The sequence below is a fragment of the Nostoc sp. EspVER01 genome (assembly GCF_034530635.1).
Lineage (GTDB): Bacteria > Cyanobacteriota > Cyanobacteriia > Cyanobacteriales > Nostocaceae > Nostoc.
Genome location: NZ_JAVRCS010000005.1, coordinates 14,083 through 27,946, shown reverse-complemented (window position 1 = coordinate 27,946; position 13,864 = coordinate 14,083). Strand labels below are relative to the sequence as shown.

Below are 13,864 nucleotides of genomic sequence, written 5' to 3'. Positions count from 1 at the left end.
GCGTTACGTAGCTGCTAATTCCTGTAATTTAGTTAAAACTGCCTGAGCATGACCTTTGGTTTTCACATTAGGCCAAGTATATACAATGATTTTATCAGGTGAAATTAGAAAGGTTGACCGAGCAACACCCATATATTCTTTGCCCATAAATTTTTTCAATCGCCAAGCACCGTAAGCTTCTGTCAAAATATGTTCTGGGTCACTTAAAAGGGTGATTGACAAGTTATGTTTGCTGATAAATTTACAATGGGACTTACCTGAATCGGGACTTACGCCTAAGATTTTCGCTCCCAGTTTGCTGAAGTCTTGATACAACTCGGTGAAATCTTTCGCTTCGGTGGTACAGCCCGGTGTGTCATCTTTAGGGTAGAAGTAGAGGACAACCCACTGACTGCTGAGGTCGTCGAGAGTGACCGAATTGCCATTTTGGTCAGGGGTGGAGAAATCTGGCGCTGGTTGTCCGACTTGGGGAATGTTGCTCATGATGAGGGTGTGAGAGATTGTGTAGGCGTAGCCCATCGTAGATATCGCTTTACAATTGTACATAGATTGAGCTATGCCTACGCACCCATTCCTATTTGCTGACAATGACTAAAGATATGCAACGCGAATTTACCAACCGCGATGAGTTGGTAGCCTACCTGCGTGAACAATTTCCAGGTGCAGCACAACGCGATCGCCACATCAGCGAAACTCTGGGGGGACGCAAAGCGGCACAAACAGCGCTGCAAAAAATCGATCCCCTTCGCTATGCCCAAACACGTAATTTCTTCACAGGCGCAGTCACGCGACTTTCGCCTTACATCCGCTATGGCGTTTTGAGTTTGCGAGAAATTCGAGATTATATCCTCAACCAAGTACAGCACCAAGATGATGCTACAAAACTAATTAACGAATTAGGCTGGCGCGACTATTGGCAACGGTTGTATATAAAGTTGGGGGATGAAATCTGGAAAGACCAGGAAGAGTACAAAACTGGTTACACTGTGGCTGAATATGCACCCGAATTGCCGCAAGATGTGAGAGAAGGAAGCACCGACAGAGTTTGCATCGACAGTTTTAGCCGTGATTTGAGAGAAACTGGTTATTTACATAACCACGCGCGAATGTGGCTAGCGGCTTATGTTGTCCATTGGCGGCGTATTCGTTGGCAAGCAGGAGCCAAATGGTTTCTTGAACACCTTTTAGATGGAGATCCTGCTAGTAATAATATGTCATGGCAGTGGGTTGCTAGCACGTTTAGTCATAAACCGTATTTTTTCAACCGTGAAAATTTAGAACGCTACACCAAAGGCGTTTATTGCCAGAAATGTCCCCTTTACGGTCATTGTGATTTTGAAGGCAGTTATGAAGAATTAGAACAGCGACTTTTTCCTAAAGGGGAATTTAGTAAACAACCTAATAGCCAAAGTTGGCAGCGTGGAAAGAAAGGTAAAAAATGAATAAACCAATTGTTTGGGTACATGGAGATTGTCTCAGTCCATATAATCCCACATTGCAAAAATACCCCGATGCCCCAGCTATCTGGGTTTGGGATGAGGCTTTGATAGAGGAATGGCAATTGAGTCTTAAACGTCTCACCTTCATTTACGAATGTTTGCTAGAGTTACCTGTTGTTATTCGCCGTGGCAATGTGGCACAAGAAATTTTAGCTTTTGCTCAAGAACATGATGCCAATTTAGTTGTCACAGCCGATAGTCCCAGTCCCCGGTTTGATGATATCTGTAATCAAATGGAGCGTTCTATAGCAGTGGAAGTGTTAGAGGTAGAACCATTTTTTGACTATGACGGCTATATTGACTTGAAACGTTTCTCGCGCTATTGGAAAGTGGCTCAAAATTATGTTTATCAAAAGCCTTCGCCCTAAATTCCTCTTATAAATTGGGCTACGGTGTACACACAAGTCAAATTACCCTAAAAACCTAGCTTGATAGGACTTTCCTCGTTCCCAGGCGGAGCCTGGGAACGCATTCATTGAGTCTTTGACTCAATGTCTGACAGGAGGCAGAGCCTCTAAATCAGGCATTCCCATGCAGAGCATGGGAACGAGATAAACGAAAAAACAATGGAAAATCAAGCTTTTTTCGACTTGTGTATACACCGTAGCCTTTCCAAGGGGGGAAACAAGAAAATCTAGTTCCCTCCCCAATACATACGGGGAGGGTTAGGGTGGGGTAATTCAAAGACTGGTAGTGATTCCATAACTTGTGTGTACACCATAGCCCTTCTCCCAAATTGAGAGAAGGGGTTAGGGGATGAGGGCGGTTAATTTTACTTAAAAGATTTTGATTGATTTTTTAAGTAAGATTAACTTATAAGTTAATTACAACAATTGCTGCAATCATTTAAACCTTTCTTATACATCAAAGAGTAATTGTTGCAAAGTATTAAGCCTTTCCAACACTTGCTTATACATTTCTTGGAAATACTTAAACCTTTCTTATACATGAAAGAGCAATTGTTGCAAACGCTTCAATTTTGGCAACTAGTCTTGCAGGTTAATCGAGTTACAAGTGCTGAGTTGCAAGTGAGATTTTTCACTCAGCAGTATTAAATCTATTGAGGTTTGTAAATAATTTGTATCTCTGCAAGGAATATTCCTTTAGACTGAGTTTCAACTGAAAAAATGTGGGAATAAACACAAATGCATTCGTTAAATATATTTTGTCACGAATCTGTAGTTGCTGTTTCCTTTGTCGCTTGCATTATTGGACTGTTGTTATTGTGGAATAGTAAGCAGCAAACAAATGAGATGGAAGAAACAGAGCGAATTCTGTTTAGAATGAGCTTTAGTTACTGGCTAGTTTACTGTGTAGCTTTTGGCATCGAAAAAATAGTTTTACCTGGCTGGGAATCTGTAGTCATGACTTTGAAAATAACTACGGCTCTGTCATATTTCTTAACTTTTTCTTGCATCGTTAGTCTGCCGCTACATAAATTTGCAGTACATCGGGTTGAGGAATAGTGATTGGGGATTGGGCATGGAGTATGCGATTAACATCTCATAGCGATCGCTAATGCAGCTTCTAGTTGATCTTGGGGTAAAGTCGTTAAAATAAAGACCTCTTGTACCGTTTTCCCCTGCCGTGCAATGACTTTATAGCCGCCGCGAATGGGTACTGAGACGCGTAGTTGCATTTTTGGACAATGACCCTTCGATCGCCCAATCACTCCCGGCGTCACAGTTTGGATGCCATCTTGCTGACAAAGACGTTCTAAAATGGGGATAAGACCAGAAAGGTGTGTTGAGTGATTCCAAACCAGTCTGGCAGCTTTTTGTGTTCGCGTAGCGTCTCGTAGAGAAGCCGTGCGGAGAGGATCTACGGAGGGTTTGCCCATAATAATTAAGCTGCTTCTAGAGGTGCCATTGTCAAACCTGCTCGGCGCAGCTGCTGGTGATAGAGTTCCGCAGGTTCTTGGGGCCCGACCCAGACGATCGCTTGACCTTCATAGTGTACCTGATTAGTCAGATCCCACGCGCGATCGCCACTCATCCCTGGAATATATTTCATCAAACATTCAGACACGTGTTGGAATGTATTAAAATCATCGTTTAATACAATCACTTTGTAATTCGGATAAGTCTTACGGATAACTTGATTAGACCGTTCAGGAGCTATAGTTGGTGCTGTGGACATCCCGTAAACATCTGCTGAAAGTGTCATAACCATAAAACAATTGGTCAAGATAATTTTACAAAACTACACTACAAGTAATTAGTTTAGTTCATTGTTTGGAGATTGGGGACTGGGAAGTTAGGAGTTAGGAGTTAGGAGTTATATCAAGTTTGGTTAAACACTTGTAATATTTGTAGGTTGGGTTAAAGAACGAAACTCAACATTTAATCTGTGTTCATTTTGGGTTTCACTGCCATTCAACCCAACCTACATTGATAGATTTTATTACAAATAACCACCCAAACTTGATATTAGGAGTTAGGTATTTTGTATTACGAAGAATTCAATGCCCAATCCCTAATGCCCAATGCCCTATTTCCAATTATCCCAGTTTTCGTTAAAAATAGATGTATCTGGGAAGGCGGTAGGGTTGCCATTTTGTTGCAAAAGCCGTTTGAGTGCTTCTAGTTGTGGCTCTTGTTTAGGTAAATCATCAACTAGTTGGTAAGGTGCGATCGCATTTTTGAGTGCAAAACTAGCAATAGTTCCCGCAGCTGCGCCAGCCGACCATTCAAAGGAATGTACCCGATAGGCAGCAGCGGCAATATGACTAGTTGCAATACTTTTGCCACCTACGAGCAAATTATCAATTTTCTGGGGAATCATCGCTCTCAAAGCAATTTGGAAGGGATAAGCAAGACCTGCACCACGTCTTTCGCCTGGACGTTCTGTGTTACCAGGGGCTTCTGGGGGACTATTCACCATGCAAGGATGGAAATCTATGGCGTAGTGACCAATACCCACAGCATCGGGGAAGATGGTAGAACGAGTCCGTCGCATTGCTTTCTCTGGTGGAACTTTACCCTCAATTACTGATACTGCTTCTAAACCTGCAACTGCTGCTCGTAGGCGACGATACATATCTGCTGGCAGAGTCTTGGAGTAATACTCGTCATTATAATCTCGGCGGGAAATATCAATTTCCCAGATACCAAAACCTCCGGTTTGTCCCCAACTAGGGCGGCCAATAATCCGTCGTCCTTCTCGCATATAGGGATATTTTGATAAACCATGCGCTGTCCCCATTGGTGAATTTAAACCGGAAACAAAGCGGTTATTAGTTTGCGGCTGCTTTACACCATCCCCTAGTTGAGAATCCGTAGTCCCAGCTACCAACCAGTAATAAAAAGATAAGGCATTTTCCTCAGCCTTGCGGAGGGCTTCTGTCCGCAGTCCTCCCATCCAACCCCCTGGTTCTAACTGTCCAGTACCTTGTAACTGTTGCCGAGTATAAATTAGGTTATCCTGGGCTGTTCCGGGGCGGTAGTCGTTACCCCAAGTCCAGTTTTGCATGGAGATATCACCTGGTGTAGCCGCAGTAAAACTTACACCGCCAAATTTTTCTGCTTTCCCTTTCTTTGGACTCCAAATGCGACGATAGGTAAAAACTAAATCAAAGTTAGCCAGTCGCTTCAATTCATAGCTGAAATATGGCGCATATTGTGGATAAAATGCAGGCATTGTCTGCGGTTGCGGTTCCTTAGTGGCCTCCATTGCAAAGGTGTAGGTAAAGCCTTGAGGACAATAGGGGTCATTATTAGCACTGGAGGCAGAAGGTTCTAGGTAAGAACGGGCATCAATACCTAATCGGTAGGGAACATCAGCAAGGGCAATAATTTCTCCAGTTTCGCTAGCGTCTATGACATACCATTTAGCAGCATCCTCTTTTGCTGCCTTGGGGATGAAACGGACAATAGTTTTAGTCAACCGAGATGAGTTTTCGTAGCGATAGGCATCTTCAATACTTTGAGATAACGTAAAAGTATTGAGAGGTGGTGCGCCTTTTGGTGGTTGAGATTGAATTGCGATCGCACCATTAATTATTTTGCCATCAGCAGCGATTTCTAAATCTTTAATTACCGTGTTGGGAAACCATTGCAACTTTCCTTTGCCTTTCTTTTCGGCATCTTTGAGCATCTGGGTCAAAATGGTGTGAGCATCGCGGGGAAGAAAACACGAGTCACTTACCCAACAGTCACCAGGGTTAAGCTCACCGTATTTACGCTGAATGCGGTTTCGCAATTCCAGATAACCGCGAGAATAAAATTGTTGGGAACGTTGGGTTGGTCGTTCATCTAATGCAGATGTCCCTTGAGCAGAAATTTGTCCTCCCAACCAGTCAGTAATTTCTGTGAGACAAACTGTTCGTCCTGCTAGCAAGCCCTCGTAAGCTGTAGCTACACCAGAAAGTCCACCACCCACAACTAAAATCTCGCAATTTACACTTTTGTCTGGGGTTCTCGGTGGTGTGGCGATGGCCTGATTAAACGCGACTAAGCTAGAGATTAAATTAAGACCGATCAACGATGTTAAGCTAAAAGCTACTTTGTGTCTATGCTTCATAGTTAAAAAAACCGCTCCAAATCCTGTGTCACCTTGTAGACGTTAGCATTTAGGAAATGTCTAACTCAAGTAATTTTTCAGGAGACAGAGGGGAAACCTACAGGCCATAGCGTATAGCCTAGATTGAAGCTTTTGATGCGAATCGCATACTCGATTAGGTAAAAGTCTTAAGATAATTAAGTGTGAGTAACTTGTTGAATTCCTCATTTGAGCCAAATCTTGAATATGAGCAGCATTCAGCTATTCAATTCTCAGAGTCTCGTTTAGTTTAAGCAGCCATTGATAACATGGCTCATCAATTGGAGCAATGTCCCTACGTCGCTGTGCTAAAGATTCTGTGTAAGCTATGAGCCAAGTAGAAGCAAGTTCTTGCTCGGTTGCAGCCTCATCCGCCAATGTACGAGCGAACTGTAGCTCTACCCATTCTTTAAAAGTAACTATTTCAAGGGATATCCCAAATATTTCTTCAATTTCATTACATCTAGGCATCAGTTCATCAATTCGTTCAGTTTCAAGACTTGTAACGAAACCAGCTTTTCTAACGCTGGGATGTACTTCGAGTTTTTCTGATAATTCCTCAATTTCATCTCGCAAGTATGACTTACCATACTTGGCATCCCAAGCTTCCACAATTTGCCTATCCTCTAAAAGTTCAATATCACCAACATTGCCATGCTTTTTATTGGCTGAACGCATTTGTGAAAGTGGTTTTAGCAAACTGCTGTGAAAAACTTGGTGTTCTTGCATAGCCTGCATTAAGCTATGCATAGCTATCTCCATTAAACGAGCCGCATAATCAGATTGATTAATGTGACGCAGTATGAGACTTAATGAAATGCCTTTATTAACAACTGTTGCTCCGAGAAATAAAGTCAGATTTTCAATAGTTTGTAAAGCTAATCTTCTAAAGTTATCTGCTTGATTGAGTAGTTGCGAAAGAAGATAGCGCAGTGCTACTTCAGAAACTACTTCGTCTTTCTCAATTACCTCAACAAGACTTACCCACTCAGAACATGCGCCTCTCATGTTGGCTTTATATACAAATGAATACGGGTAATTTTCTGCTAAACTGCGTGTCATCATGAAACCATCCGCATTCAATCTTAGAAGTTCATATTTTCGTAATACAGGTGTAATATATTGCTTATCAAGAGAACGCATAGAGATACCATCACACCAAGAAAAGTCTCTTATAGCCGTACTCCCTTTGTGTAGCCTAATACTCTGCTCTGGCTCAATTGCCTTAACGCACAACTGTAGAATTGATAAACCCACTAATGCTCTACCAACTTCGCTAGTCACTGACTGTACAAGTCTATCTAAAAGATATTTATGTGCTTGGTTCAATGTCAATAAATCAAGATTCGATGAATAATCTCTACAAAATAAAATTTGTCTTTCTAAGTAACCTGTAGATAGTTCTACTGCTATTTTCTTGTACCGTATCTTTGCAGCTTGACTCATTCCTCCTTCTTGAAAGTATTGGATTGTTCCATCAGGTAAAACCAACTCACTTCTGTTTGTATAGACTCTCAGGTGTATCTCATTCATGATCTGTTTATAGACTTTTGCGAAGTTGCACGCTTTTAGGGTTTAGTGTAGGAAAGGCGTAAGGAATCAAATACTCACCTTTGGGAATTTGTGGATTTGTGTTGTGATTTCTAACTTCGTAGCCCATAGTTCGCATAGACTGAAGATAAGAGAAGACATCCTCTGCTTTCACGCCCCATCGGTCTGCAAGCTCTGTAGCTGAAAGTTGAGTAGCAGTACCAATACACCTTGTCACACATTGGATTACACGCCAAAGTGGTTTAACTTTCAACTGAGGATGAAAAGTTATTATTCCACTAATTCGGGCATTGTATTGATAATATCCAGATAACTGAACTAAATCCGCTTTTCCTGTAGCTTCAGTTAACTTTTCTTCAAAAGCTTTCCAAAGAGATGTATATAACTGTGTATCAAGAGCTTTAGCACAAAGCTTAACTGAACACGTTCCCAGAACCCATTCATCATGACCGCAAGACGGATTAATATCTATCACGAATTGATCTTCTTCTTCGCATTTATCATTAATATCTGCTGTGAACAGCCAGCATGAATCATTCAAATTGTAGGATATATAAATTTTTACACCTTCATAAGTTTCTTCTGTTGTCCAAGAAAAATCAGCAGATAAAAATCTGATCATTTTTCCTTTGTCTTCATATTTAAAACGAGGTATAGATAAAAAATTTCCTGTTTTATGCAAATCTAAAATTGCAGATTTAGCCTTTTGAGAGTAAATTTCGGTTAACTTTCTTTTACGCTGGCGAAAACCTAGTTTTTTCTTTTCAGGTAAGTAAGTTATAGGAAAAGGTAATTTAAATTTAATTACTTGTTCTAGAATACTAAGAGCCAATATTCGACCAAGTTGAGGAGGCACTGAATTTCCAATTTGTTCAATAGAAACTTGCCTATTTCCAATAAGTTCATATTCATCAGGAATAGTCTGTAATCTCTTTAGCTCTGCAATTGAAAACTTACGATTTTCCCAACTGAAAGGCCCGGTGTATTGTCCTCCTTTTGCTTTAATTGTTCGTACTGGATTTTTTGGATCTGCTTTGTACAGAAAATCTGAGAACTTTGATCTCCAGCTAAATATTGGGTTAGGATAACCCATCTCTTTTGTATAAAAACTATAGTTGAGTCCAGGTGGAATATGTTCGAGTAGATGTCCAAAACGTCCGCCTATACCTGTTTCCATTTCTGAAATATCAGCTCCTTCTACAGCTTCTCCTGCTGAATAATAAGAATTTTTATTTAGAGAATCTGGTCCATGAGTAGGATAGGGAAATAAATATTCGCCTTCTTTTAATCCAACAATAAATAAGCGTTCTCGATGTTGCGGTACTCCATAATCAGCGGCATCAAGAATCCGAAAATAAATATTATAGCCAACTTCTCTAAAAGCTTTTTGAATTTCTTGCCAAGCTTTTCCTCCATTGGCACCAGTTATTCCATATACATTTTCAAATAAGAATCCTTTCGGCTTAAGTATATTGAGAATACGAACATATTCTTGAAATAGTGTACCTCTAGCATCAGTTGTTCCAGAGACTCCAGCAGCTCTACGTCCGGCAGCAGAAAAAGTTTGACAAGGAGGGCCGCCAATAATAAAATCTATTGTCAAATGAAATTCAGGTAAATAATCTTTAATATCAATGCAGACAGCTTCAGACCCTTCTAGCCATTTCTCTGGTAAAGAATTCCTTTGTAAAGTCTGAACATATTTAGCTTCAAGCTCTACCATTTGAATGATTTCAAAGCCAGCATCATGAAATGCAATGTCTAATCCACCACCACCAGAAAATAAGCTGAGTGTTTTAATGGGAGTAAGCCCCTGTTGCATCAACCATTGGCGGAGAGATTTACCAAAATTGTCAGTCCATGCTGGTTCTTGGCTGACTCTAAGAATGGTTAAAATATCTTGGAACCAAGTTGTATTAATTGGCTCGGAGCTAGACAAATCTAAAGAAAGAGATAACTGTCGCATTGCGTAACCTAAATATAACGTTTGTCGGTTGTGTAAAATACACTTTAATAAAGGAAAAGGACTAGAAGATTAAGGATTAGAGTAGTGTATTCTATCCATCTGAAAACTGCTATATATAATAAAATCCCCTCTGACCACACTGACCTCAAAGGGGAAACTGTGTAGGGTGAGAGGGGATAACTCAGCGTAATGTTAGCTTTCGGAAGTTTCCTGAGAGAACTTCTTATGGATAGTTCTTGTGGATTCCCCATCAGCAGCTACCGTGATCAGATAGTCCATTAAACCATCTGAAAAGGGAAGACGTAGGTGGAAAGTACCATCGGGTTTAACTTTGATGGCATGACCACCAATGTTTACGTTGGTATTTGGTTGAGTTGCTCCGTGAATAATTAACTCAGCATCAGCCACAAACCAAAAATCTCCGTGGGGACGACTGAAAACCCGGACGTTAGCAGAACGGGCGATAAGTAACCAACGTAGTTTATCGCCGTAGGCATCGCCATCAGCAATATAGCCAATTTCAACCATGTAATCGCGATCGCTGACGGGAATCGCTACAAAGCGATCGCGTGCTACTTCTTCAGATTCATACTGCTGGACAAGCTGGGGACTTTGATAACTCAAGTCAATGCCGGTGACATCATAGAGCCGCACTACTAATTGGGAACCGCCTTGTTGTCGCAGTGCTTCCGCCTGAGCTTTAGAAATGTGCCAAGAGACATAAGCCCACTTGGGAGTCCGGGGTGTGAGGACAATACTGCTCTCTTCTGGAGCCGTTTCTGCTTCTACATCTGCCAAAGCAATAGCTGTTTCGCTGACTAATGCTACATTTTCAACGACGGGATCTTTTGTCGTCGGCTCTGTAGGCACTGGACTAAAGACACGAACGATCGCAGAACGGGCAATGAATAACCAGCGACCGCCATCAGCGACATAGCCAATTTCAGCTATGTAGTCGCGATCGCTGATGGGAATTTCTACAAAGCGATCGTGTGCTGTCTCTTCACATTCATACTGCTGGACAAGCTGAGGATTTTGATAACTCAAATCTATGCCAGTCACATCATACAGCCGCACTACCAATTGAGAGCCGCCCTCTTGTCGCAGTGCTGCTTTTTGAGCTTCGGAAACCTCCCAAGAGACTTCAGCCCATTGGAAAGTGCGGGGTGTGAGGACAATACTGCTCTCTTGTTGGACATCTACCAAATCAACATCTGTTTTATCCGCAATTGCGACATCATCAACTACGGGATCTGGATTCACAGGACTGGAGACATGAACGATCGCAGAACGGGCGATGAATAACCAGCGCTCGCCATCAGCGAGATAGCCAATTTCAGCTATGTAGTCGCGATCGCCTTGGGGAATGTCCACCAATCCTTCGTTTTCTGTTTCCTCAGATTCATACAGCTTTACCAGCTGCGGAGTTTGATAACTCAAGTCAATGCCAGTCACATCATACAGCCGCACGATCAATTGAGAGCCGCCTTGTTGCCGCAGTGCTGCTTTCTTGGCTTCGGAAATCTCCCAAGAGACATGAGCCGATCCATCAGTATCGGGTGTAAGCAAAATACTGCTTTCTTCTTGAGAATCTACCAAACCAATAGCTGTTTCGGCTGCCATTGCCACATCATCAACTATCGGATCTGGATTCACAGGACTGAAGACACGAACAATTGCAGAACGGGCGATGAATAACCAGTGTTCGCCATAAGCGATATAGCCAATTTCAGCGATGTAGTCGCGATCATTGAGGGGAATTTCTACAACGCGATCGTGTGCTGTCTCTGCACATTCATACTGCTTCACCAGTTGCGGAGTTTGATAACTCAAATCAATGCCAGTCACATCATACAGCCGCACTACCAATTGAGTACCGCCTTGTTGCCACAGTTCTGCTTTCTTGGCTGGGGGAATCTCCCAAGAGACATGAGCCGATGTATAAGTATGCGGTGTGAGTACAATACTACTTTCTTCATCTGTATCAACCAAACCACTAGTTGTTTCGGCTGCGTAGGCATAGCCCGTCGTAGACATCGCTTCATTTTGAGCATCCGATCCGAAAGTGCTAGCCCAAGCACCAACTCCTGCGCCCGCTGCTAAAGCTGCGGCTGCGGCCAAATCTGTGGAGTTAGCTTCCCCAACAGGCGGCTCGGCGGGAAGTTCTGCCTCTGGCAAAGTTAAAGTGGGTTCGGCTGCGTCCGCTACCACATTCAATGCATCTTTACTCAATACATCTTCTGGAAATTCCGGTAAATCGAGCAGTGAGGATGTATCTGTCTCTGATGCTTCCTCATCGGCTGTCACTTCGCCAGACTCCGCTAAGGGCAATTCATCTACTGAGGCTGTATCTTCATTTGAGGTGATACTCTCTAGCCAGTTCAATTCTGCCTGAAGCTCATCATCTGCCTCATCTTCACTAATGGCTGTGTCCCAATATCCAAAATCAGATGATGCTTGTGGCACATCTGGTAATTCTGGGAGTGGGGCTGTCACCTCAGATGAAGGCAGTTCCACATTAGACACTTCTTCTGGAATATTACCTGGGTAAGGATATGAAGTATTGACTACAGCCGCCGGAGCTTCTATATCCCATGCAACTTCATCAGCATCAGGAGTGTATGTCTCCGTATAATTATTTAGCTCGACTGTCTCATCAATTGCATTTGGTTCTGTTTCTTTGTTGTTAAAGGTAGACCAGGTAGCCGTCCCGATGCCTGTTGCTATAGCCGCACCACCTAAAGCTGCGGCTCCCAAATTGTTATTTTCTGAGCCATTAGCTACGCCCGATGTCGCGCCTTCATAGAGATTAGAAGTACCATTACTTGTCTCTTGTACTAAATTTCCTGTCCCCTGAGTAGCATTTTGGTTCAGATCGGATTGTGTTTGAGCGTAGATGTTGAAAGGAGTGCGATCGGGGGTTTCTTGTTCTTGGAAATGCGGTACTGGCTGCTCCTCCAGCGTCGTTCCATTCAGGGAGGAAGTTGTGCTGGCATTGAGCGCCGCCGTTTCTCCATTGGGTGGATGAGGATTTGATTCTGGTAAATTGTCTGTTTCTTCGGTGGGCAATGGGCGTTTTTTCAGAATCCACCAAAGTACAGATCCACCTACAGTTATAAAAAAGACAGGTAGCAGCAACCACAATGGTGTTTCTCTATTTACAATTGGATCGCTTTGTGGGGGAGCAGCCACAAAGGGTTGGTCGCCAAATGCAGAACTAGTGGCACTAGGGGAAGGCGTAGGCGCTGGTGTTGAAACGACACCTGGAGAAGCTGCAACAGCAGGTTGTAATACGCTGGCTGCGATCGCCTCGGCTTCGGCAGTTCTACCTCTTTCTATAGCTTGCTGTCCTGCTGGTGCTAGGGTAAAGCCCAGAAAATCTACTGTGGTTAAACTCTGATCTTTTTTATAAACGTAAACTAAAGGTTGCGAGAAGGGATATCTCGCATCAGCTGGCAAGGCTTGATGTAATTGCAGAACTCGCACACCTTTCAACTTCGACACCTGATTAGCTAACACATAGCTGATGCCGTCTTTGCCCAGTTGTTTGATGATTTCTGCGGTATTATCGTCACTTACTTGGGTAGCATTAGCCCCTGTGGCAAATTCAGCAGTTTTGAAGGCTGGATAAGTACGAAAAGTATTGCGAGTTTCACTCGTGTTCGGGCGATCGATTAATCGAATCTTGGCTGAAGGCGCTCCCAGTTGCGACCAATTTGTAATTTGCCCCCGAAAAATCCGAGCGAATTGCCTACTAGTCAAGCTTCCTTTGAAAGGATTCTCTGCACCAACCACGATCGCAATCTTCTCACGCTGCAAACGAACTTGCTCTAGTCCTTGAGCTTTTTCTGCTGGCGTCAACCCACGCCCCATTGCGACTATATCGATTTTGCCATCTAGCAAATCTTTCAGCGCTGTCTCAGTGCCGTTAGCAGCAACTTCAACCTTTTTACCAACAAACTGTTTTTCAAAACTTTCTTTCAGGCTTTGGTTGATTGCACTCAAGCTACTGGAACCGTCAATCCGCACTATCGGTTCATTCTGCACTGTTTGTGGCAGTGGCGAAGAGGTAGCTTCAGGTGTAGATTGTGCCAGCATCGGTGCTGATACCACCAGAGATGCTGCCATCGGGGTTGTAGCTAGGGCAACCCATAATAACAGTCTGACTATCGAAGTATCTTTTTTTTCTTGTTGCCACATAAGCCCCTTAATTAAAGTAAAAAATAGAAAGCCTGCCAGTCCTAAATCGCGATCTTTATAAAGATAATGGAGGAGACGGGCTAATTATACATCTGAGTTATCTTTAGTT

General features: G+C 42.8%; 10 protein-coding genes. 3 read left to right on the top strand and 7 right to left on the bottom strand.

The annotated features are described in order from the left end of the window. Nucleotides 1–3: 3 nt before the first annotated feature. Nucleotides 4–483, bottom strand: a complete 480-nt coding sequence (gene bcp, locus RMX69_RS06060) for a thioredoxin-dependent thiol peroxidase (protein WP_322636998.1) — start codon at nucleotides 481–483, stop codon at nucleotides 4–6. Between the two features lie 104 nt (nucleotides 484–587). Here bcp and RMX69_RS06055 point away from each other — a divergent pair, with 104 nt between their 5' ends. The 3 genes from RMX69_RS06055 (at nucleotide 588) to RMX69_RS06045 (ending at nucleotide 2,965) form a co-directional block, all read left to right on the top strand. Further along, nucleotides 588–1,442 carry an FAD-binding domain-containing protein gene (locus RMX69_RS06055; RefSeq protein ID WP_322636830.1) on the top strand — a complete coding sequence of 285 codons (855 nt, stop codon included), beginning with the start codon at nucleotides 588–590 and terminating at the stop codon, nucleotides 1,440–1,442. Next, nucleotides 1,439–1,867, top strand: a complete 429-nt coding sequence (locus tag RMX69_RS06050; RefSeq protein ID WP_322636828.1) for a hypothetical protein — start codon at nucleotides 1,439–1,441, stop codon at nucleotides 1,865–1,867. The genes RMX69_RS06055 and RMX69_RS06050 overlap by 4 nt, the downstream gene beginning before the upstream one ends. Before the next feature lie 777 nt (nucleotides 1,868–2,644). Then, nucleotides 2,645–2,965 carry a hypothetical protein gene (locus RMX69_RS06045; RefSeq protein ID WP_094348335.1) on the top strand — a complete coding sequence of 107 codons (321 nt, stop codon included), beginning with the start codon at nucleotides 2,645–2,647 and terminating at the stop codon, nucleotides 2,963–2,965. Nucleotides 2,966–2,994: 29 nt separating this feature from the next. Here RMX69_RS06045 and RMX69_RS06040 read toward each other — a convergent pair whose 3' ends face one another. From RMX69_RS06040 to RMX69_RS06015, 6 genes are all read right to left on the bottom strand, one after another. Next, nucleotides 2,995–3,339 (bottom strand): DUF2103 domain-containing protein, encoded by a 345-nt coding sequence (locus RMX69_RS06040; RefSeq protein ID WP_289798576.1) that lies wholly within the window; start codon nucleotides 3,337–3,339, stop codon nucleotides 2,995–2,997. A gap of 5 nt (nucleotides 3,340–3,344) precedes the next feature. Further along, a complete protein-coding gene (gene clpS, locus RMX69_RS06035; protein ID WP_094348337.1) occupies nucleotides 3,345–3,671 on the bottom strand; it encodes an ATP-dependent Clp protease adapter ClpS in 327 nt (108 codons plus the stop codon). A gap of 318 nt (nucleotides 3,672–3,989) precedes the next feature. Further along, entirely contained in the window at nucleotides 3,990–6,020 is a 2,031-nt protein-coding gene (locus RMX69_RS06030) for an FAD-dependent oxidoreductase (RefSeq protein ID WP_322636822.1), read from the bottom strand. 240 nt (nucleotides 6,021–6,260) lie between these two features. Beyond that, a complete protein-coding gene (locus RMX69_RS06025; protein WP_322636821.1) occupies nucleotides 6,261–7,571 on the bottom strand; it encodes a hypothetical protein in 1,311 nt (436 codons plus the stop codon). 7 nt (nucleotides 7,572–7,578) lie between these two features. Beyond that, nucleotides 7,579–9,555 carry a DNA cytosine methyltransferase gene (locus tag RMX69_RS06020; protein ID WP_322636820.1) on the bottom strand — a complete coding sequence of 659 codons (1,977 nt, stop codon included), beginning with the start codon at nucleotides 9,553–9,555 and terminating at the stop codon, nucleotides 7,579–7,581. A gap of 192 nt (nucleotides 9,556–9,747) precedes the next feature. Next, nucleotides 9,748–13,755 (bottom strand): DUF4912 domain-containing protein, encoded by a 4,008-nt coding sequence (locus RMX69_RS06015; protein WP_322636819.1) that lies wholly within the window; start codon nucleotides 13,753–13,755, stop codon nucleotides 9,748–9,750. Nucleotides 13,756–13,864: the final 109 nt, after the last annotated feature.